Genomic DNA, 21,605 nt, shown 5'->3' with positions numbered 1-21,605 from the left:
TTCCCAACTACCCTTCTTCTATTTTGCTATATTATACTTCAATTCATGGCCAAAATTAAAGTCAGTCAATCAAATCGGGACTTTGTTGGTAGACAAAATCAACATTGCCTAAAATACTCCACAGTTTTATCCCATCCCATTCATTAGATACGGTTATCCTCAGTTTTTCGCTTTCGATAGATAAATCATCAGCCTGAATTGTTTCAATCCTAAATTTCTTCTCCTATTAAGTAATTTTTGTCATTTTTTCAGGAAATTACATGTAATTTGGAAGGAAATGAAGGCAAAGGCCGAGAACCTTTATGAAATGCATAGTGAAGGGGGATTCTTGGATGAGATGTCGGTATGTGCTGGACAGCCTTTTTGGTTTCAGGTTTATTTTCCATAGTTAATAAGGTTATTCATTGCCTCATAAGGGTATAGACCATTCTATTAGTTTTTTTTCAAAGGGGGAAATGAAATTATCATGAAATCATCCGTTACATTCATTGTATCCATTCTGGCAGCTCTTGGTCTTCTATCCGGCTGTGCCGAAAAGGACCAGCTTGAGGACGGGAGTAAGCTAATCAATGAGGACCAGTTTGTTTTTGCTGCCTCAGGTGAATTCAAGCCATTCAGTTATGTCAATGATGACATGACCGTAACCGGATTCGACATTGAAGTTGGCGATGCAATTGCAAAGGAACTCGACCTAGAACCTGTGCCTAAACGGATAAAGTTCAAAGGTATTGTGGAAGGTGTTAAAACCGGTCGGGCAGATGCCGCGGTTGCCAGCCATACAATCAATGAAGAACGAAGTAAACATGTTGCCTTCTCGACCCCTTATTACTACTCAGGTCCTCAAATTTTTGTTCGCCCGGATAGTGATATTAAAACGGTTGAAGATTTAAAGGGGAAGGAAGTTGCGGCTTCTAAAGGCTCCACATACGCAACGACAGCAGAAAAATATACACCCAATGTAAAAACGTATGACAGTGATATCACCGCCCTGAAGGCATTGAGCGGAGGACGTCATGATGCCGTCATCACCGACTTCGTAACCGGCAAGGAAGCGACCAAGGAAGGTTTCGACATCGAAGGAAGGCAATTGATCGAACGAAGCGAACAGGCCATCGTACTGCCTGACGACAACCCTCAGCTGCTTGCACGCATCAACGAAGCTCTTGAAAACCTCCGTGAAGATGGAACGCTTGCTGAAATCAGCAAAAAGTATTTTGGTGAAGACATCACAACTAAGCCTGAATAAAGATTGATAGAAAGGGAGTCATTACATTGCCAAGTTTTTCACATTTTTTTGATACATTATTTAGCTCCTCGGACGTATTCATCCGGGCCATGCTCCTCACATTGGAACTGACGGTAGTCTCCATATTGGTGGGTACCTTCATCGGTTTGCTATTTGCCCTATTAAAAATATCCAATATAAAAATTCTTGCATGGATTTCAGATACATATGTATTCCTGGTACGGGGAACGCCTTTAATCGTACAGATATTCATACTCTATTTCGGTATCAGCAATCTCTTCTTACTGCCGGACTTCTGGGCGGCGTCACTTGCCCTGGCTTTCCATAATGGAGCTTATATCTCAGAGATTTTACGTGGTACGATTCAATCCATCGACAAAGGCCAAATGGAGGCCGGACGCTCCCTTGGCATGAGCAATTCGCTCACCTTAAGGAGAATCATCTTGCCTCAAGCCTTCCGCCGCGCATTGCCGCCGCTTGGCAACCAATTCATCATCGGACTTAAGGATTCATCACTGGCAGCCTTCATATCCATGAATGAGCTGTTTAATGTAGCCACTACGTTGGGCTCGAATAATTTCGATGAAATGACTTATTTATTGATTGTAGCGGTCTACTACTTGATTCTAGTGGCTTTCCTGACCATTATCGTCAATTTATTCGAAAAGAAACTGTCCATCAGTGATCGATAGGGGGAATTGAAATGGAACAAAAAGAAATGATTCGCATTAGGAATTTAAATAAATCGTATGGAAACCTGCATGTACTTAAAGATATCGATATGAAGGTACTCGACAGCGATGTTGTCTGTCTGATCGGACCAAGCGGTTCCGGAAAAAGCACCCTGCTCCGCTGTTTGAATTATTTAGAGAAGAAAGACAGCGGCCAAATCCTCATTGAAGGAACGGAAATCAATCCTGGTACCCATGATATTAATAAAATCCGCGAGAAAGTCGGAATGGTATTTCAGCATTTCTACCTCTTCCCGCATATGACCGTACTGGAAAATGTCATCGAAGCACCGACACATGTCAAAAAAGTCCCTAAGGCCCAAGCGATTGAAGAAGCAAAGACATTGCTTGCCAAAGTCGGTTTATCAGATAAAGCGGATGTCTATCCAAGCAAGCTCTCAGGCGGGCAGAAACAGCGTGTTGCCATCGCCCGCGCCCTTGCCATGAAACCTGATATCCTGCTCTTTGATGAACCTACCTCGGCTCTGGATCCCGAACTTGTCGGTGAAGTTCTTGCCACGATGAAGGAACTTGCCTTGGAAGGGATGACAATGGTAGTCGTTACACATGAAATGAGCTTTGCACGTGAGGTCGGGGATTGGATTGTCTTCATGCATAATGGGAGGGTTGTCGAAAGCGGACCGCCAAAAGAATTCTTCACCAATCCAAAAGAAGAACGTACAAAAGAATTTTTGCAAACGACAGTCTTTTGATTTTAATTCTAAAATCTGACTGCTAGCGCGATTTTAAGCAATACAGGCATGAATTCCTGTATTGCTTTTTTAGATGAAAAGGGTTTAATTTATGTCCAGTTAGGTCGTTCCCTATATACATGATCAAAGTTTCAGGGATATTTCCGCTCGGATTGTACAAACTAAATACTTGATGAATTGTTTCAGATTAACCGTGATTCCGGCTCGAACATGGAAAAATATCTGTATTTATGGTATATATACAGGTAAAATTAAAAGAAGTATATAAATGAAAGAGGTCGAATTCAGTTGGAAAATAACTCTTCGAATTTTATTAAAAATATTATAAAAGATGACCTAGAGTCCGGAAAACATGATCATGTCATCACCCGCTTCCCTCCTGAGCCGAACGGATATTTACATATCGGGCATGCCAAATCAATCATTTTGAATTTTGGGGTGGCTGATGATTTCAATGGGAAAACCAACCTTCGTTTCGATGATACGAATCCATTGAAAGAGGATATTGAGTTTGTAAACTCCATTAAGGAAGATGTAAAATGGCTCGGTTACGACTGGGATAACCTTTTCTTCGCTTCCGACTATTTTGATGAAATGTATAAAAGAGCTGTGCTGCTCATCAATAAAGGGCTGGCATATGTGGACGACCTTAATGCCGACCAAATCCGTGAATATCGCGGAACGCTGACAGAGCCGGGAAAAGACAGCCCCTACCGCAATAGAACCGTCGAGGAAAACCTTGAACTATTTGAAAAGATGCGCAGCGGCGAATTCGAAAACGGCGCAAAAGTATTGCGTGCAAAAATCGATATGAGCTCACCTAACATTAATTTGCGTGATCCCGTCATATACCGTATCTCCCATACTGAACACCATAATACCGGCAACAAATGGTGCATCTACCCAATGTATGCCTTTGCCCACCCGATTGAAGATGCCATCGAGGGAGTCACACACTCCATTTGTACGCTTGAGTTCGAAGATCAACGCCCTCTTTATGACTGGATCGTTGAGAATTGTGAAATGGAAAGCAAACCAAAGCAATATGAATTTGGCCGTCTTAACCTGACCAACACAGTAATGAGCAAGCGAAAACTGAAGCAACTTGTCGATGAGGGCTTCGTGGACGGTTGGGACGATCCGCGGATGCCTACTGTTTCAGGCTTGCGGAGACGCGGCTATACACCCGAAGCGATTCGTGCATTCTGCCAAGAGATAGGTGTCGCCAAAACAAGCGGTATCGTAGACTCTCAAATGCTTGATCATTTCGTGCGGGAAGACTTAAAGCTGAAGGCTCCACGGACTATGGCCATCCTGAACCCGCTTAAAGTGGTCATCACCAACTATCCGGAAGGCGAGATAGAGTGGCTGGATGCTGAGATCAATCCGGAAGTACCGGAAATGGGTACACGCCAAATCCCGTTTTCACGTGAAATATATATCGAACAGGACGATTTCATGGAAAACCCGCCGAAAAAGTATTTCCGACTTTTCCCGGGCAATGAAGTCCGTTTGAAGCATGCTTATTTCATTAAATGTGAAGAAGTGATAAAGGACGACGCCGGTAACGTCATTGAACTTCGCTGCACATACGATATTGAAACGAAAAGCGGATCGGGCTTCACTGGCCGTAAAGTAAAAGGTACATTGCACTGGGTCGAAGCTTCACAAGCGGTTTCAGCAGAATTCCGCAACTTTCAGCCTTTAATCTTGGATAAGGAAAATGATGAAGAGGAAGAAAAATCATTCCTGGACCGGGTAAACCCTGATTCTATCGAGATTTTACAAGGATTTGTCGAGCCTAACATGAAAGATGCTAAGCCTCAGGATAAATTCCAATTCTTCAGGCATGGCTATTATAATGTTGATTCAAAACTCACTGCGGCCGATCATTTGGTCTTCAACCAAATCGTCGGGTTGAAAAGTTCATTCAAGTTATAGAATCACGAAAAAGAACCAGATTCCTATCGGATCTGGTTCTTTTCATTAATCATTTTTTCTCGTATAGCTTGATTCCTTGTTTGGAAAGGGCTTGTTTGAGAGTACTATGTGTCGAAACCTGACTAAAATCAAGGCCTAACTGAATCGATGTCTGGGCCACTTCAGGTCGAATCCCGGAAATGGTCGATTGAATGCCTAACAAGTTCAGGGTACTTATCAATTGGTAGATTTGTTGGGCAACCATCGTATCCAAAAGGGAGACTCCCGATAAATCGATGAATAAGTGGGTGATATTTTTGCTAATGCATTTGCTTGGAGTCCCATTCAAAATTTCCTTTGCCCGATAGGTATCGATTTCACCGATTAACGGCAATACCGCAATGGCATCAACAATGGGAATGACAGGTGCGCCCAGTTCATTAATCAGCTCCTGTTGAGCTGACAAACGTACTTTTGTCAAAAGGTAATACTGCTCGGTGAACTCACGGTTCAATTGATCGAAGGCACGATTAATAAGCCGGCTCCACCGGATGATTTTTTCTTTCGTTATCTTCGTATCCATGAGCATATAATCAGTGATGAATGCCCAATATGTTTCACGTACCTTATTAAGCGCTTCCAACACTTCGTAAATGGGAGTGTCCGATTCAACCCTGCTCTTCGCGACAAGTGTGGCCCACTGCTCCATCGTTTCAATAAAAGCAGTTTCATCTTCAAGTAAAGCACTTGTCACTGTCTTGATGGTCCATGTATTTTGTTCCCTAAGCAGCTTTTCGATTTCCTCATTAGAATCTATTGAATAGATCGACCCAGACTGCTTTTCCCTTAAAGCCAGCCAGTTTTCCGTAATCTTAGACGAGTTATCAAGGATATATCGATATAAATTTTCATCTATTTTATCCATTTGTGTTCCCCTATCTCCCTAGTTATTTCATTTTAAAAAGTAATAATAAGTCCCCATATCCCGCTTTCTCCATTTCATTTCTAGGGATGAATCGAAGGGCCGCAGAGTTTATGCAATATCTCGTGCCTTTAGGACTTGGACCATCGGGAAAAACATGTCCAAGGTGTGAATCGGCATCCCTGCTGCGCACCTCGGTCCGGGTCATTCGGTGGCTGAGATCCATTTTTTCATTGACACTTGCCGACATGATGGGCTTCGTGAAGCTTGGCCACCCACAACCGCTATCATATTTATCCCGCGAACTGAATAGGGGCTCCCCAGAAACGACATCCACATAAATGCCTTCTTCAAAGTGTTCCCAATAAGCATTATCGAAAGGCGGCTCCGTGCCATTTTCCTGGGTGACATGAAACTGACTCTCCGTTAAGGTCTTTCTAAGGTGTGCATGATCCTTAGGCCAATTTTCTTTAATGAAAGCATCCCGCCCTGAGCCTTTACGGTACAATGCATAGCGAAATTGGTTTTTCCGATAGAATTCTTGATGATATTCCTCAGCGGCGTAAAATTCCCCCGAGGGTAGAATACCCGTAACAATAGGTTTCTTAAACCGCCCGCTCATCATTAAATCTTCCCTCGATTGTTCTGCCTCCCGTTTCTGACGTTCATTAAGATAGAAAATGGCTGCCTTGTATTGCTTTCCCCGATCCGAGAACTGTCCATTATCATCTGTTGGATCGATTTGCTGCCAGAATATCTCTAATAACGTTTTATAGGAAATGATTGATGGATCGAATACCACTTGAACCGCTTCAACATGATCAGTTGCACCGGTAATCACTTGTTTATAACTTGGAGCGAAAAAATCACCGCCTGTATAACCTGATGTCACTGAAATGATACCGTCCATTTCATCAAAGGGAGCAACCATGCACCAAAAGCAGCCTCCTGCAAAGATAGCTGTTTCTTTTCCATCCATCGTCATCCTAAAACTCCCCTTTCACGCCTGTCATTTTATGTATTATATACCAGCAAGCCAAGCACCTTCAAATTCAAAAACTCTACCTTGCGTAACAAATATAAAAGAGGCACTTAGGAGTAAACCCAAGTGCCCTTTTGTGTTAGATCCGTTATTTAAAGTATCACACTTACAATGATCGCTGATAGGATGCTGACAAGAGTCGCACCGTATAGCAGCTTCAAGCCGAAACGGGCTACGACATTTCCCTGTTTTTCATGAAGTCCTTTGACTGCACCGGCAATGATACCAATAGATGAGAAATTGGCGAATGAAACCAAGAAAACCGAAACGATCCCTATCGTCCTTTCGCTCAAGGCAGCTGATGCTTCCCCTAAGCTCAGCATGGCAACGAATTCATTGGTTACCAGTTTCGTCGCCATGATTCCACCAGCAGTCACGGTTTCTGAAATCGGTATACCCATGATAAAGGCAAACGGTGCAAAGATATACCCCATGATGTCTTGGAAGCTGATGCCGAAAATCATGTCGAAGATGCTGTTGATCCCGGCGATTAAAGCAACGAAACCAATTAACATCGCTGCTACAGTGATGGCAACCTTGAACCCATCCATGATATATTCCCCAAGCATTTCGAAGAAAGACTGCTTCTCTGCCCCTTCTTCAACAGGGAGAATATCCTCTGCATCCGTTACTGTATAAGGATTGATAATGGATGCGATGATAAATCCACCAAACATGTTAATAACAATGGCCGTCACGACGTACTTTGGTTCAATCATCGTCATATAAGCACCGACAATCGACATCGATACTGTTGACATGGCTGATGCACAAAGCGTATACATGCGAGATGGCGGAATGGCACCGAGTTGTTTTTTCAAGGTTATGAAAACCTCGGATTGGCCTACTATTGCTGATGCAACCGCATTGTAAGATTCCAATTTACCCATACCATTCACCTTACTTAGAACGAATCCAATCCACTTCATGATGAACGGAAGGATCTTGAAGTGCTGTAAAATCCCGATTAATGCGGAGATGAATACGATAGGAAGAAGGACATTTAAAAAGAAGGGCGATGCTCCTTCATTTACAATCCCGCCAAATACAAAGGTGATCCCTTCATTTGCCCATTCCAAAAGTTTTCCGAAGCCATCGGCAATTGAATTGATGATCACTAAGCCAAACTTCGTGTTTAATAATAAATAAGTTAAAACAAGCTGAATGACCACCATGAGGATGATCGGTTTTATTTTAACTTTCTTCCGGTCACTGCTGACTAAGATAGCTAGTCCAAAAACAATAAGCAGTCCTAAAATTGCAATCAGAAATTTCATATATTCTGCCTCCACTAAGGGTGAATTTAATGTTCGTGCATTAATAGTAGGATACCCTCAAATAATTTATGCAAACGTTTTCTCTTTCATCCAAAATACATGTACGTACCTCTCCAGAAGTCTATATTAAACTAATATTTTTTTTAGTGCAATTATTATTTCCCTTTTTAAAATAACAATTAGTGACAATAATGGGTTTCGTGAATAAAAAAAGAAGGCTCCCCTTCGAAAGGAACCTCCTCTTGCCTCATACCGACTATTCAGGCAGCTGTTTTTCTGGATATCACCGTTGTCGCTAATCCAGTGACTCCAATTACAAAGATGATGATGGAAGCGGCCAAGCCACCTGCCCCTTGATAAAAGTCGATGAATTTCCCAGCAAAAGAGCCTCTGCCTTGGAAACCGCCGCCACTTGGCATTTCTCCTGAAGTCCCGGAACCATTAGGCTCCCCTTGCGGAGTGCCCTGCGTATCATTAGTTGCCGTTTCCGTCGATGAATCATCTGTCTCCGTACTGCTACTAGCCGATTTTTCCGTATTATCCGAATCTGTTGTATTGCTGCGGTCGGCAGGCTGACCCATCACCGCCTGTCGATTCATGGGCTCATTGCCGCTTCCATCCACATACATCATGATCCCGATGACTGCTTGGGCCATTAATAGGACCGAAACCAATATTCCAACCAAAAAGTGTAACCTGCCAAGTCTTTTCATCAATGATTCTCCTCCGAAAATAAATGTATTTATAAGATGATTATCTAAAAAGACCCTTAATTTTCCCTTAAGAAGCAAGGAAGAAAGTAAGAGTCTTTTTCGTATTGGATGGCAGCTAATTTTTCCTTTGATTTCTCGGAAAAGTGATTTCAAAACGGGTCCGTTCATTCTGCTCACTTGTAACCTTGATGTTCCCTTGATGTGTGTTTACAATCCATTTGGCTATGGATAGACCTAAGCCAGAGCCTTCATTTGCCGAACGGGATTGCTCCACTTGGTAAAAACGGTTAAAAATCAAGGGGAGTTCTTCCTGTGGAATGCCTATTCCATTATCTTCTACAGTAAGAATGATGGATGAAGCATTCTTGATGCAGGATAGGGAAATTTCCCCGCCTTCCTCGGTGAATTTCATGGCATTATCCACCAAGATCACCAATAGCTGATGAATTCTCTCTTTATCCCCATGAAACACTACCTGTTCGGGAGCATGGCTAATGATTGATTTCTCTTGAAAAGAAGCGATATCCGTATACTGTTCCACGATATCCATAAGTAGATCATCAAGGAAAAAGTTCGATTTCTTAACCTCCATTTGATTCGAATCCGTTCTGGTCAAGGTCAAAAGTCCGTTAACAAGCTTATTCAATCGGCGGACTTCTTTCGAAATGATGGATATATCAACGGCTTTTTCCTCGATTGTCGCGTTAGGTGATTGAAATAGCAAATCAGCCCGCGATTGAATGACAGCAAGCGGCGTTCGAATTTCATGCGAAGCATCCGAGACAAACTGCTGCTGCTGATCCCAGGATTTCTTGACCGGGATCAAGGCCCTTCCTGCCAGAAGATAGCCAGCGCCCACCGCCACTAGACTTCCAATTCCTCCACCAACAAACAATATGAGCAGCAAACGATCGAGCATTTCCTTTTCTGTATCCACATTCCTGATGAATTGTACGGCCATCTGTCCATACCCCGTATCGACCTGGGTGGAAAGGGCCCGATACGTGTATCCATTCACTGAAATTTCTTCAATGTCATCAAAAGTTTTAGGGGAAAATTGTTGTTCATTAACCTTAAAAAAATGGTCTACACTCAGTCTTGGCTCAATGATCGTATCATCCGGCCCCCAAACGATAACGCTTGGCCCCGGTCCTAAGAGAAACTCACCTTGCGGACGTCCGCCTGGCATGCCGCCATTATTGAAATCCCGGTAATCCTTTATAAGTGAATCATTGACATCCTTATAGATCTGGTCTTCCGTATAGAAATAAATCGTTCTGCTTAATATGGCTATTAAGACAATAAAGACGATAGAATTCAATATTGTTAGTTGAAGCCTTGTTTTTTGGAACATAATGATCCCCTTATGGTTGTTTTAGCATATAACCAATACCCCGAACGGTTTGAATATCTTTATGATAATTGAAAGGTTCCAATTTTTTTCTAAGGTGATGGATGAACACTTCCACAATGGCAATCGTCGTATCTGAATCAAACCCCCAAATGCGGTCGAAAATCTGCTCACGGGTCAATATTTTCCCATTATTTTGAATCAGGTATTCCAGTAATTCAAACTGTTTCAAGGTCATTTTAATGACCTTTCCATCAACCAAAATATCCTTTTCTTTTTCCAACAGTTCAATATTACGGTATTTCACATGCTGTTCTAGCGAAATAATGCCACTCCTTCGAAGCAGGGCACGAATCCTGGCCTTAAGTTCCGGTGCCTGAAACGGCTTGACTAAATAATCATCGCCACCCATTTCCAACCCTCTGACACGGTCCTCAAGTGCATCTTTTGCCGTCAAAAACAAGACACTTGTATCTATTTTTGCTTCCCTGATTTTCCGTACGATTTCAAATCCATCGATCCCCGGAAGCATTACATCCAAAATGATGATATCGTAAATACTTTGTTGAGCCATGAATAGCCCATCTTCCCCATTATCCGCTGTATCGACTTCATATTCATCCGTCAAAATCTGTCGGATCGACTCTAATAATGAAACATTATCTTCTACCACCAAAACCTTCATGCAGGGTACCTCCCAACCGCCTCAATTGTGATATATGTTGATTTTATCCTTTTTCATATGCAAAAGAAAGCGGGCTTTTAATGCCTGCTTTCTTTCAAAATGGTATGTTCATTCGTGACGCAGTGCCTGGATTGGATTTAATTTGGATGCCTTATTGGCAGGAAATACACCAAACATTATCCCGATTAAAATGGAGAATAAAAAGGCAAACAATGTCACCGTCCATGAATAACTAATCGTTAAACTTGAAAAAGCTGAAATCAATTTTGCGATTCCCAAGCCAATTCCAACTCCCAACAGTCCCCCGAAGCAGCTCAGGACCATCGCTTCAATTAAGAACTGAAGAAGAATCGACTTCCGATTTGCCCCAATTGCTTTTCTAATCCCGATTTCCTTTGTCCTCTCCGAGACGGAAACCAACATGATATTCATGATCCCGATTCCGCCTACCAGTAACGAAATACTGGCAATACCGCCAAGCATGAGTGTGAACGTGTCCGATACAGAGCTCATTGTATCCATCAGATCTTCTTGATTGGACACCGAGTAGTTTTCACTCTGTTCTGGGAATGATGTGGTCATCGCACCTTGTACCTGGTACATTGCCCTATCCATGATATTCTCGTTCTCCGCTTTTAAATAGACGGTTCCGATTGTCGTGCTGCCTGTAGCCCTTTCGGCAGTGGTGATAGGTGCAATGATGACATCATCCCCGCTCGATCCCATTGAGGTGCCTACCGATTTCAGGACACCGATTACGCGATAGGAAACACCGCCGATAAGCACGTTCTGGTCCACGGCTTTTTGATTTTCAAAAAGCGTGGTGGCTGCATCCGACCCCAGGACAACGACCTTGGAGCGTAATTCCGTTTCCATATCCGTCAAAAACCGGCCTTGACTGAGCTCTAGATCCCTGACTGATAAGTAGGATGAAGTTGCACCGGTCATTGAAACCTGCGCCGTAGCTTCTCCGTTCTTGGCATAAACGTGTCCAGTGACCACAGGCGCCACTTCCGTTATCCCGCTCAGCTCTCTAAACTGTTCAATTGTATCATCCGTCAGCTCCACGGAGTCGGTATCCGTGACACTTACCGTTATCAGGTTCGTTCCCAGGCTATTGATTTCATCCTGAACGGACTTTGAAGAACCTTGCCCAATTGAAACCAGAACGATTACGGAGGCAACTCCAATTATGATCCCAAGCATGGTTAAAAATGCTCTGACTTTATTGGTTTTGATACTGCGTATAGCCATCTTCATTGATTCGCTCAGGTTCAATCCAATCACCTCCGTTTTCAAATAGCTGACCATCCTGTATCCGGACGACACGAGTCGCTTCTTTAGCCACTTCCAAGTCATGGGTTATAAGAATGATTGTTTGTCCCTTCCCGTTCAATTCTTTCAGCATCTGCAGCACTTCTTTACTCGTTTTACTATCAAGCGCCCCCGTCGGCTCATCTGCCAATAAAACGGGAGGATTACCGGCAAGTGCCCTTGCAATCGCAACTCTTTGCTGCTGTCCACCCGACAGTTGGGTCGGCAGATGATTCTTCCGGTCACCAAGGCCCACCATATCAAGGCACGCATTGGCCACTTCTCTTCTTTCCTTCACGCTTGCCCCTCTATAAACCAGGGGAAGTTCGACATTCTCCAACGCTGTCAGTTTTCCCAACAAATTGAAATTTTGAAAGATGAACCCTATTTTAATATTACGAATGGCAGCTAACTCATTATCCTTCATCTTTTCCACTTCTTTACCATCAAGAAGATATTCACCTATGTCAGGCTTATCAAGGCAGCCAATCATATTCATGAACGTCGATTTCCCTGACCCAGAAGGACCGATGATCGAAATGAAATCGCCTTTATCGATTGTAAGACAGACATCCTGAAGTGCCTTGACCGTTTCACCGCCTAATTCATATGATTTAGACATGTTCTTAATTTTTATGATGGGTTTCGCCATTTTACTGACCTCCCTTTCCACTCGGCATTCCGCCACCGCTTGGCATCCCGCCGCTTGGCATTCCGCTGCCGCTCTGCATTCTTATCTCGCCTCCTTGGCCTCCCCTCATTCCTTCGCCGCCGCTGCCAGTGGAGCTTTCATTGATGGTGATAGGCAAGGAAACAAACTGTCCCTCTTCAAGCCCTGAAGTTATTTCAATATATCTATCGTTGCTGATTCCAGTCTCAACCACTTTCTTTGTACTGGCAGCTCCTTCAGTTGTACCGGATTGTTGTATATTCACATATTTCTCTTCCCCGTCGATTTGGACTGCTTCAATCGGAACATATAAAGCATCTTTTACACTATTCGTCAAAATGCTCACCTCAGTCGACATCCCAATTTTTATATCGCCGGGTTCGTCAATTTTGATAGTGACATCGAATGAAGAAACTCCATTCTCATATGTACCTTCCTTTGCTACACTGGTTACTTCCCCCGTAAACGTTTCATCTTCAAAAGCACTGGCTTTAATTTCAACCGTTTGTCCTTTTTTAACACTTGGAACATCCAATTCATCAACACTGATCGTGGTTTTCAATTTTTTATAATCCGTAACATGTGCCAACACTTCACTGCTTGATACACGATCCCCTTCTTCAACTTCCATTGTTGTAACGGTACCATCGAATGGGGCCGTTATCGGGTCACTTCCATCCGTGAAGGTAATAAGTTCATCACCTTTCTCAACCAATTCATTCTTCTCTACAAGGACTTCGTCCACTTCACCCGTTACGGAAGATGTAATGTCCTCACTATTGATTGCAGCGACCGATCCGGAACCGCTTATTTGCACTTCAAGATCTCCCTTTTCAACTGTAGCCGTCACCGATTTCGCAATGACAGGCTCTGCATTGTCCTTCATGAAAAACCAAACGCTTCCCCCAATCGCCAGCACTAAAACCGAACCTATCACTATCAACTTTTTCATCACTTTTCTCCTTTCAGGTTTCCTTCGTTGAAACCAGTATCGTGAAAGAAGCTTAACTTTTCCTTAATGGTTTTGCTTGTGCGTAAAAAGAAAAAACTATGTCGAACGAAAAAAACTTTAATTTCAGCATTTAAATTTACAATATATTCTGAAAAATATATACTGATACTGTTATCGTAAATTGGTAATGAAAACCAAATCAATAATGATGAAGGGGGAACCAACTTGGCATCAAACGATTCAATCGCTAAGGAAACCGAGGTAAGCGCTTCCGCGGACTACACCAAGATCGTCCAATCACAATCTTTTCAAGAACTCTTAAGGAAAAAACGCAATTTCATCGTCCCGCTATCCATCTTTTTCATGGTCTTTTATTTCACCCTACCCATACTAACTTCCTATTCTAAAGTTCTTAACTCAATTGCTTTCGGGGCAATCAGCTGGGCCTGGATTTTTGCCTTCGCCCAATTTATCATGACCTGGACTTTATGTATCCTCTATTCCAGAAAAGCTGCGAAATTTGACCAATTAGTAGAAAAAATCGTTAAAGAAGCGAAAGGATAAAAGGTGAATTCACAATGAATATTCTTGCTTTTATATTATTTCTTATCATTGTCGGACTAACATTGGTCATTACCTATTTTGCTTCACGGCGCACCAAAACGACCGCGGACTTTTATACGGCGGACAGCAGCCTCACTGGCTGGCAGAATGGCTGGGCCATTGCGGGAGATTATATGTCCGCCGCCTCATTTTTGGGAATAGCCGGCATGGTCGCACTCTCTGGATTTGATGGTTTTTTCTATAGCATAGGTTTTCTGGTTGCGTACCTGGTCGTTCTTTATATCGTGGCCGAACCGCTTCGTAACCTTGGCAAGTACACATTGGCGGACATGATCGCTGCCCGTTTCAATGAAAAGAAAGTACGCGGTGTTGCTGCCCTTAACACCATTTCGATTTCAACCTTTTATATGATCGCCCAATTAGTCGGTGCAGGTGCCCTTATAAAACTCTTACTTGGAATTGATTATCTTTACTCCGTCATCATTGTAGGTATTTTAATGACCGTATACGTCGTATTCGGCGGTATGACGGCCACCAGTTGGGTCCAAATCGTTAAAGCCGTTTTATTGATGGCAGGTACATTCATCATCTCCATCATCGTGTTGGCGAAATTCGACTTTAGCGTGATCGAGATGTTCAGGCAGATGAAAACAGCCACCCCTTTGGGCGGGGATTTCCTTAACCCCGGTAATAAATTCAAGGATCCTTTGGATACTTTATCCCTTAATTTAGCGCTTGTACTCGGTACGGCTGGACTACCTCACATTCTCATCCGTTTCTTTACGGTGAAAGACGCCATCACAGCCCGAAAGTCCGTGGTATATGCCACTTGGATCATTGGCATCTTTTATATAATGACCATTTTCCTCGGCTTTGGAGCGGCAGCCTTTGTTGGTTATGACAAGATCATAGCCGCGAATGCGGCCGGCAATATGGCTGCTCCGCTTCTTGCAGAAGCCATTGGGGGAGACTTCCTGTTCGCCTTTGTCTCTGCAGTTGCTTTCGCTACCATTTTAGCGGTTGTGGCAGGTCTCGTTCTATCGGCAGCATCTGCTTTTGCCCATGACTTCTATGGCCACATCATCCGGAAAGGTCAAGCCACCGACAAAGAACAAGTCGTAGCTGCTCGTTGGGCATCCATCGGAGTATCCATCCTTTCCATCATCCTGGCCTTATTTGCCCAAAACATGAATGTCGCCTTCCTTGTTTCACTCGCCTTTGCCGTCGCTGCCAGTGCCAATCTGCCCATCATTGTCTTTACGGTATTCTGGAAACGTTTTAACACGACTGGGGCTGTAACAGGCATGTTAGTTGGACTGGTCAGTTCTTTATTGCTTGTATTCCTAAGTCCCAATGTCTGGTCTCCGGTGGAGGGAGCGGCAATATTCGTTGGGGAACCATTATTCCCACTTGCCAACCCAGGCATCATCTCCATCCCGATTGGTTTTATCGCAGCCATCGCTGGAACACTTCTGTCAAGCAAGAAAGCTGATGCCAAAAAATTCGACGAAATTTTGGTTACTGCCAACACTGGGATGAAAGATCCTATATAAACTAGATTCATTATTATTTTAAAATATCAAAAAGAGAAAGGAGAGCAGGCTTCGGCCTGCTCTCCTTTCTCTTTATTCAGAACATACTCATCAGGAAGATTCCCGTTAACTTCTCAATCTTACCTTCCTTCTATTATACTTAGTTACTAACTGGTTCATGACTTCTGCAAAGATCAGTCCCATCGCAATGGCACCAGCCAGCATGAAAACTTTGGCTGCCAGCTGAACGGCGACATAAAAATCATTTCCGACAAAGTGCTTCATCGCATCATACGACAAACCTCCAGGGACGAGGGGGATGATTCCCGATACATTAAAAATCGTGATCGGCGTTTTATACCTTTTAGCAAAATACTGGCTGATGACCGCAACGATAAATGCAGACGCTAATGTTGCAATGATGCTGTTTATCTCATTTTCAACCAGAGCAAAGTATAAGATCCACCCCAACATCCCTACGAAACCACATTGAAACAATGAATTCTTTGGTACATTGAAGATGACACCAAAGGCGGCTGAGGCAATGAAACTTGTAATAAGCTGTGCAATCATCATTCTTCCTCCCCTAAAATCATAAGAAAACAAACGCGGCCGATATTCCTGCCCCAATGGCTAAAGCAGTCAAACCTGCATCAGCACCCTTGGATAGACCCGAAACCAAATGCCCTGCAATTAAATCCCTGGCTGCATTCGTTATTAATAGCCCTGGCACAAGCGGCATCACCGCTCCGATGATTATCGTGTCCAAATTACTCCCTACTCCAATCTGGACAAAGAACATAGCTACTAATCCTACGACTAAAGAGGCGATGAATTCAGCAAAAAAACGGACTTCCAGTAACCAGTGCAAATAAAGCAGGCATGAGAATCCCATTGCTCCAGCTATGCAGGACCAGATGAAATCACTCCACTGTCCTTGGAACATGATTAAAAAGCAGCCGCTCGCTATAAATGCAGCAAAGACCTGCACCCACATGGGATACCCCATCCCAGCCTTTTCGATTTGTTTTAACCGTATATATGCTTCCTCAGGTGACATTTCCTTGTTGGAAATGCTTCGGGATATACTGTTAACCAGCGTTACCTTATGTAAATCTGTAGATCGTTGGGAAACCCGGATCAATTTTGAAGCTGGGTGCATGCCATCCAGCGAAAAAATAATTCCTGTAGGGGTTGAAAAACTGTGTGATTCACCGCACCCAAACGCTGCAGCGATTCTAACCATCGTATCTTCCACCCTTGATGTTTCCGCTCCGTTCTGAAGCATGATTTTCCCCGCAAGTAAACATACATCTATAATTTCATTGTATGGTAAACGATCATCCATTTTATCCTCTCCATTACTTCCTGCATGAGTTTCGCTCAATAACAGATAAATGATCACACCAATTTAAATCCACCTCATAATAGCCCAATTCCTATGAAAAGGATATATAAATATTACCTATTTAATTTATCAATTCCATTAACCTTTCACTACTATCTCCTAATACCAGTATTCCCCTTATTCCATGCCGAAACCATTTAGTTAGAAGAAAATTCAATTATATCCATAATTAAAAGGAGTGCAGACACGGTCACTGCATCCCCCTTTTCCTATCCTGTATGACTATACTCCCTTTTGAATGAAGCAATTCACGGTTTCATTAAACAAATCGCTTTCTTCCATGAACGGACAATGGCAACTATCTTCAAAGATTACTAGTTTGGAATTCGGAATGTTTTTATGCAAATGTTCCCCAGCTGCTACAGGAATGACTTTTTCATGCCTCCCAAAACAGAGAAGTGTAGGTACATTGATTGCTGGCAAGAAGTCACGATAGTCCACAATCGATTGGTCAAATAGAATACTGCCAGCAATGGATTCCGGCATTCTGGTCACTTCCCCAAGCATCCAGCCTGTATCCTCTGCAGATAATTCATTGTTGAACATGGAAGCAAGGAATTTTTGCAGAAACGGGGTACGATTCGTTTGAATTTCTGTCATGAAGGCAATCAACGTTTCCATATCAAATGCACCGATATGAAAATCGGGCCACTTAAAATCAGAGGCCAATTCATCCACGATCACAGTTGAATGAATATTTCCCTCACCGAATTGCTTAAGATAATCCCAAACGACAAATGCCCCCATCGACCAGCCTACAAGTATGACATCCTTTAATCCCAGTTCACCTATGAACGCATGAAGATCTTTTGCATAAACGGAGACCGTATTTCCGTAATGTACATGATTTGACTGGCCATGACTTCTTAAATCAAGCAATATCGTTCTATATTTTCCTGAAAAGTACGGCAGCTGCCTTTTAAAGAACCGGCTGCTCATCCACACCCCATGGATAAAGATAATCGGTCTCCCCTGGCCCTTTTCTTCATAAAATAACCGAACGCCTTCTTCCACCTCAACAAATGCCATTCTATCCCTCCTTCTCGATATTTTCACCATCCATCCCCCATTATTATTTATTGCCTTTATTCTTTTAACATTCCTTCCTATAAAAAAATATTGTCAAACCCGATTTTAGAGTTGATAATGAAGTATATTTTTATTGATATCTTCATCCTGAAAGGACTGAATTTAAATGAAGAGCTTTATCAAAAACTATCGATCCTCTTTAATACTGCTCACTGCGATCATTATCGGTGGGATAGCGGGCGTGGTTTTCGGGGAGAAAACCTCGATCATACAGCCGCTAGGGGACTTATTCTTAAATCTGATGTTCACGATCATCGTGCCATTGGTATTTTTCAGCATTGCTTCAGCGATTGCCAATATGAGCGGAATGAAGCGTCTCGGAAAAATCATGGGAAGTATCGTTCTCGTTTTCCTGACAACAGCCGCTTTAGCTGCCGTCATTGGATTTATTGGGACAACCATCGTCAATCCGTTGGAGGGCACAGATACGACAGCCATTAAAGAACTGATGGAAAACAGTTCCCCTGAAGAGACCATCGAAGAAGTTTCCTTCTTCAGTCAACTGGTCAGCACTGTAACCGTTTCCGACTTTCCAGAACTGTTCTCCAGAAGCAATATGCTTCAGCTTATCGTTTTCTCAGTATTAATCGGGCTTTCCACTGCACTGGTCGGTGAGAAAGCAAGACCGATTACTGAGTTTTTGACAGCAGGTACAGCTGTCATGATGAAGGTCGTCAAAATCGTCATGTACTATGCCCCAATTGGACTTGGTGCTTATTTTGCGGCGATTATCGGGCAGCTTGGGCCGCAGATTTTAGAAGGATATGCTCGCACTTTCATTCTTTATCTAATCTTGGCCTTGATTTATTATTTCGGCTTCTTCACTTTGTATGCCTTTATCGCCGGCGGGAAAGATGGCGTTAAACTATTTTGGAAAAATGCCCTGACACCATCCATTACAGCCATCGCAACTTGTTCAAGTGCCGCGTCCATTCCAGTCAACTTGGAATCAGTCAAGAAAATGGGCGTGCCTAAGGATATAGCGGAGACTGTCATCCCACTCGGAGCCAACACTCATAAAGATGGTTCGGTATTCGGCGGTGTATTGAAAATCGTTTTCCTATTCAGCTTATTCGGAAAGGATATGACAAGCATTTCAAGCATTTTAAGTATACTTGCTGTTGCCTTTTTGGTTGGAGCTGTTATGGGTGCCATTCCTGGGGGAGGCATGATTGGGGAAATGTTGATTCTTAGCGTATTCGGCTTCCCTGTGGAAGTCCTGCCTATCATTGCCGTTATATCCACGATCATCGATGCTCCCGCTACATTGCTTAACTCAACAGGAAACACGGTTTGTGCCATGCTTGTCACAAGGCTTGTTGAGGGGAAAAACTGGTTAAAACAAGCTTTCGTTAAAGAAAACTCAGCCGTATGATTCTTATGACTGACTGGCTCCTGGTTAAAACAGGGGTCAGTTTTTTCATTTTCACGACTTTCCTTCAAACAGTTCTTTCATTGACAAGGGGTTCCTTCCCCTTGAATAGAATTAAAGATTGAAGGAGGGAATGTAATGTTAATGAAATGCTTACCTGCGGCAATCCTCATCACGGGACTATCCTATATTTTCTTATACCGGAAGAGCCTTTGATCATCAAAATACTGTTCAAGGTACTCCCTATGTTATTGATTCTGCTCTACGCCCGCACTAATGTAGGAAGACGGGGTCGTTATCAATCCTTAATCCTTCTTGGTTTATTCTTTTGCATGCTTGGAGATGGTTTGTTGATTTGGTTCGTCATCGGGCTTTCCGCCTTCTTGATCGGCCACCTTTTCTATATTTCGGCATTCTTTGGACGATGGAACTTTTCATGGCTCCGATTTGCGACGATTCTTCCGATTAGCATTTACTCCACTTGGATTAGCCGTGAAATTGTACATTCGTTAATCGAAAAAGGTGAACATAACCTCATCATCCCTGTGATTTGCTATGTAACGGTCATCTCCCTTATGGGCTGGGCAGCATTTATGACCGGCAATGCGGCCGCAATCATCGGCGGGCTCCTCTTCATGATTTCCGACTCCATTTTATCTTGGAACAAGTTTATCGATGATGTTGCCTTTTCAGGTCCACTGATCATGCTTACCTACTATGCAGCACAGTTTTGTATCGCTAACAGCATTCGCAGGAAACCTTCCTTTCATGTATCGAGAGGTTTGAAAAGTGAACGGCCTATCCAGTGAATCTAATGTCCAATCGTTCCACATGAAACATTTACATTATAAAAAAGGCATTCACAGTTCTGCTTGAACTGTGGACGCCTTTTCTTATCCTTTAATTTTCTTAATGAAGACTACTTTTAAATAGTTCCCTTCCTTATACTCAGGAATTGTTTTAAAATCAGCCGGCAATGAGAATTGTTCCATGATTTCATACTTTCCATTCATTTCCTTGAAAGCAACATCAATGAAGTTCTTAAATTTTTTCATGTCGAACGTACTGCAATTAGTTGAGGCGATAATCACCCCGTTGTCTTCCGTAATGGAAATGGTATCCTTCAGTAGATTCGTATAGTCTTTTCCGGCACTGAAAGTAAACTTCTTCGATTTGGCAAAGCTAGGCGGATCAAGGATGACCATTTCAAATTTCAAGGCTTTCTTCACCGCATATTTAAAATACTTGAAAACATCCATCACCACGATATTGTGATCTTCAGGATCTATGCCATTCACACTGAACTGCTCGATCGTCTTCGGTAAACTTCGATTCGCCAGGTCGACACTCGTTGTTTTAACAGCACCGCCTAAAGCGGCAAACACGGAGAATGCTCCCGTATAGGAGAACATATTCAAAACCGTTTTCCCTTTTGCGTATTCATCGCGGATTTTCCGTCTGACATCGCGTTGATCAAGGAAGACACCGACCATTGCCCCATCATTCAGATAAACAGCAAAATGGACTCCATTTTCCTTTACAAGAAGCGGAAATTCCGGCTGTTCGCCCATGACAAAATCGTCTTCCTCCACGTACTGTCCCTTTGTATCAAAGCGTTTCTTCTGATAAATCGATTTGACCTCGACCGTTTCCTGCAATGCCTTAATGATGTATTCCTTAAAGGAATATATTCCTTTGCTATACCAGCTAATGACATAATGGCCATCATAATGATCAATGATTAAACCGCCAATTCCATCACCTTCCCCATTAAACAAGCGGAAAGCAGAAGTCTCCCCATCTTCAAAAAAAGACTTTCGGAATTCATATGCAGCCTGGATTTTTCCGTTAAAGAAGGATTGATCGATCTTTTCATTCTCTCTTCGGGTCAATATCCAGCCATAGCCCTTATTCTGTATGCCATAATATCCTTTTCCCAGAAAGCGGTTGTTCTCATCCACCAAGCGCACCAAGGATCCCTCTTCCTGAAGGTCATTAAGATTGGCTATCGACTCTTTAACAATCAAGGGAAAACCCTTGCTGATTTTACTCACGAACTTAGCTTTCACTTTTATATCGATTTCTTTTCCCATCTATATCATCC

Annotated in this window: 21 protein-coding genes; 8 read left to right on the top strand and 13 right to left on the bottom strand. The window is 42.9% G+C overall.

Features of this window, described 5'->3' with window-relative positions; genetic code table 11:
* Positions 1–466 precede the first annotated feature (466 nt).
* The 4 genes from ACFX4H_RS19615 to ACFX4H_RS19600 all read left to right on the top strand — a co-directional run bounded on the left by ACFX4H_RS19615 (position 467) and on the right by ACFX4H_RS19600 (position 4,631).
* Positions 467–1,246: a transporter substrate-binding domain-containing protein gene (locus tag ACFX4H_RS19615; RefSeq protein WP_241636683.1), complete on the top strand. Its 780-nt coding sequence runs from the start codon at positions 467–469 to the stop codon at positions 1,244–1,246.
* A gap of 26 nt (positions 1,247–1,272) precedes the next feature.
* Positions 1,273–1,938, top strand: coding sequence for an amino acid ABC transporter permease (locus ACFX4H_RS19610; RefSeq protein WP_377436064.1), 666 nt, complete (start codon positions 1,273–1,275; stop codon positions 1,936–1,938).
* An 11-nt stretch (positions 1,939–1,949) separates the two neighbouring features.
* Positions 1,950–2,690, top strand: a complete 741-nt coding sequence (locus tag ACFX4H_RS19605) for an amino acid ABC transporter ATP-binding protein (RefSeq protein WP_034316039.1) — start codon at positions 1,950–1,952, stop codon at positions 2,688–2,690.
* A 288-nt stretch (positions 2,691–2,978) separates the two neighbouring features.
* Positions 2,979–4,631, top strand: coding sequence for a glutamine--tRNA ligase/YqeY domain fusion protein (locus ACFX4H_RS19600; protein WP_054398508.1), 1,653 nt, complete (start codon positions 2,979–2,981; stop codon positions 4,629–4,631).
* A gap of 49 nt (positions 4,632–4,680) precedes the next feature.
* Here the strand turns inward: ACFX4H_RS19600 and ACFX4H_RS19595 are convergent, their stop codons facing one another.
* The 9 genes from ACFX4H_RS19595 to ACFX4H_RS19555 form a co-directional block, all read right to left on the bottom strand.
* A complete protein-coding gene (locus tag ACFX4H_RS19595; protein ID WP_241636684.1) occupies positions 4,681–5,535 on the bottom strand; it encodes an STAS domain-containing protein in 855 nt (284 codons plus the stop codon).
* 22 nt (positions 5,536–5,557) lie between these two features.
* A complete protein-coding gene (gene msrB / locus ACFX4H_RS19590) occupies positions 5,558–6,517 on the bottom strand; it encodes a peptide-methionine (R)-S-oxide reductase MsrB (RefSeq protein ID WP_377436063.1) in 960 nt (319 codons plus the stop codon).
* A gap of 149 nt (positions 6,518–6,666) precedes the next feature.
* Positions 6,667–7,851: a NupC/NupG family nucleoside CNT transporter gene (locus ACFX4H_RS19585; protein ID WP_048685673.1), complete on the bottom strand. Its 1,185-nt coding sequence runs from the start codon at positions 7,849–7,851 to the stop codon at positions 6,667–6,669.
* Positions 7,852–8,111: 260 nt separating this feature from the next.
* Positions 8,112–8,567 carry a hypothetical protein gene (locus ACFX4H_RS19580; protein WP_377436062.1) on the bottom strand — a complete coding sequence of 152 codons (456 nt, stop codon included), beginning with the start codon at positions 8,565–8,567 and terminating at the stop codon, positions 8,112–8,114.
* A 112-nt stretch (positions 8,568–8,679) separates the two neighbouring features.
* Positions 8,680–9,918, bottom strand: a complete 1,239-nt coding sequence (locus ACFX4H_RS19575) for a sensor histidine kinase (RefSeq protein ID WP_377436061.1) — start codon at positions 9,916–9,918, stop codon at positions 8,680–8,682.
* A gap of 10 nt (positions 9,919–9,928) precedes the next feature.
* Positions 9,929–10,600, bottom strand: a complete 672-nt coding sequence (locus tag ACFX4H_RS19570) for a response regulator transcription factor (RefSeq protein WP_034316054.1) — start codon at positions 10,598–10,600, stop codon at positions 9,929–9,931.
* A 108-nt stretch (positions 10,601–10,708) separates the two neighbouring features.
* Entirely contained in the window at positions 10,709–11,899 is a 1,191-nt protein-coding gene (locus ACFX4H_RS19565) for an ABC transporter permease (RefSeq protein WP_377436060.1), read from the bottom strand.
* Positions 11,826–12,566 carry an ABC transporter ATP-binding protein gene (locus ACFX4H_RS19560; protein ID WP_034316058.1) on the bottom strand — a complete coding sequence of 247 codons (741 nt, stop codon included), beginning with the start codon at positions 12,564–12,566 and terminating at the stop codon, positions 11,826–11,828. The genes ACFX4H_RS19565 and ACFX4H_RS19560 overlap by 74 nt, the downstream gene beginning before the upstream one ends.
* A 1-nt stretch (position 12,567) precedes the next feature.
* Positions 12,568–13,536: an efflux RND transporter periplasmic adaptor subunit gene (locus ACFX4H_RS19555; RefSeq protein ID WP_283866869.1), complete on the bottom strand. Its 969-nt coding sequence runs from the start codon at positions 13,534–13,536 to the stop codon at positions 12,568–12,570.
* A gap of 225 nt (positions 13,537–13,761) precedes the next feature.
* On the opposite strand from ACFX4H_RS19555, the gene ACFX4H_RS19550 reads away from it, so the two are divergent.
* Both ACFX4H_RS19550 and ACFX4H_RS19545 read left to right on the top strand, forming a co-directional pair.
* Positions 13,762–14,100 (top strand): DUF485 domain-containing protein, encoded by a 339-nt coding sequence (locus ACFX4H_RS19550; protein ID WP_377436059.1) that lies wholly within the window; start codon positions 13,762–13,764, stop codon positions 14,098–14,100.
* Between the two features lie 14 nt (positions 14,101–14,114).
* Entirely contained in the window at positions 14,115–15,653 is a 1,539-nt protein-coding gene (locus ACFX4H_RS19545; RefSeq protein WP_034316065.1) for a solute symporter family protein, read from the top strand.
* 105 nt (positions 15,654–15,758) lie between these two features.
* On the opposite strand, the gene ACFX4H_RS19540 is transcribed toward ACFX4H_RS19545, so the two are convergent.
* From ACFX4H_RS19540 to ACFX4H_RS19530, 3 genes are all read right to left on the bottom strand, one after another.
* Positions 15,759–16,208, bottom strand: coding sequence for a threonine/serine exporter family protein (locus tag ACFX4H_RS19540; RefSeq protein ID WP_170956501.1), 450 nt, complete (start codon positions 16,206–16,208; stop codon positions 15,759–15,761).
* 16 nt (positions 16,209–16,224) lie between these two features.
* Entirely contained in the window at positions 16,225–16,980 is a 756-nt protein-coding gene (locus ACFX4H_RS19535; protein ID WP_034316241.1) for a threonine/serine exporter family protein, read from the bottom strand.
* A gap of 282 nt (positions 16,981–17,262) precedes the next feature.
* A complete protein-coding gene (locus tag ACFX4H_RS19530) occupies positions 17,263–18,069 on the bottom strand; it encodes an alpha/beta fold hydrolase (protein ID WP_241636690.1) in 807 nt (268 codons plus the stop codon).
* 166 nt (positions 18,070–18,235) lie between these two features.
* Between ACFX4H_RS19530 and ACFX4H_RS19525 the strand changes: the two genes are divergently transcribed.
* Both ACFX4H_RS19525 and ACFX4H_RS19520 read left to right on the top strand, forming a co-directional pair.
* Entirely contained in the window at positions 18,236–19,504 is a 1,269-nt protein-coding gene (locus ACFX4H_RS19525) for a dicarboxylate/amino acid:cation symporter (RefSeq protein ID WP_034316071.1), read from the top strand.
* Positions 19,505–19,713: 209 nt separating this feature from the next.
* Positions 19,714–20,310, top strand: coding sequence for a lysoplasmalogenase (locus ACFX4H_RS19520; protein ID WP_377436058.1), 597 nt, complete (start codon positions 19,714–19,716; stop codon positions 20,308–20,310).
* Positions 20,311–20,394: 84 nt separating this feature from the next.
* On the opposite strand, the gene ACFX4H_RS19515 is transcribed toward ACFX4H_RS19520, so the two are convergent.
* Positions 20,395–21,594 (bottom strand): class I SAM-dependent rRNA methyltransferase, encoded by a 1,200-nt coding sequence (locus ACFX4H_RS19515; protein WP_377436057.1) that lies wholly within the window; start codon positions 21,592–21,594, stop codon positions 20,395–20,397.
* Between the last annotated feature and the right edge of the window lie 11 nt (positions 21,595–21,605).

It is taken from the genome of Peribacillus sp. YIM B13477 (assembly GCF_042787955.1).
GTDB lineage: Bacteria > Bacillota > Bacilli > Bacillales > DSM-1321 > Peribacillus > Peribacillus frigoritolerans.
This window is presented reverse-complemented; position numbering and strand designations above follow the sequence as displayed.